Source organism: Paenibacillus xylanexedens (genome assembly GCF_007676705.1).
In the GTDB taxonomy this organism is placed as follows: domain Bacteria; phylum Bacillota; class Bacilli; order Paenibacillales; family Paenibacillaceae; genus Paenibacillus; species Paenibacillus xylanexedens_C.
On the sequence record NZ_VEBF01000662.1, the window covers coordinates 1 to 236 of the forward strand.

Below are 236 nucleotides of genomic sequence, written 5' to 3' on the forward strand. Positions count from 1 at the left end.
GGAGAGGAGATTGGGTGGAGATCACGGTGTGTTGAGTGAGAGCGAATCGGGTATGTTGTTGTGGGGTAGGGGAGAGGAAGGGGGGAAAGTTGAAGGATTTGTAGGTGAGGGGGGTGTAGGTGTAGGTGTGATTGGAGGTGTAGAAGGAAGTAAGGTGAGGATTGAATTGAAGGGAAGATGAGGGGTGAGGGAAGGTGTAGGAGGTTTGGCTGAGGTGTGGGAGGATGGGATTGGAT

General features: G+C 52.5%; 1 protein-coding gene. It reads left to right on the forward strand.

The genetic code is table 11. The features are described from left to right. On the forward strand, positions 1-181 hold a 181-nt coding region (locus FS628_RS32375; RefSeq protein WP_222125354.1), incomplete at its 5' end, for a hypothetical protein. Positions 182-236: the final 55 nt, after the last annotated feature.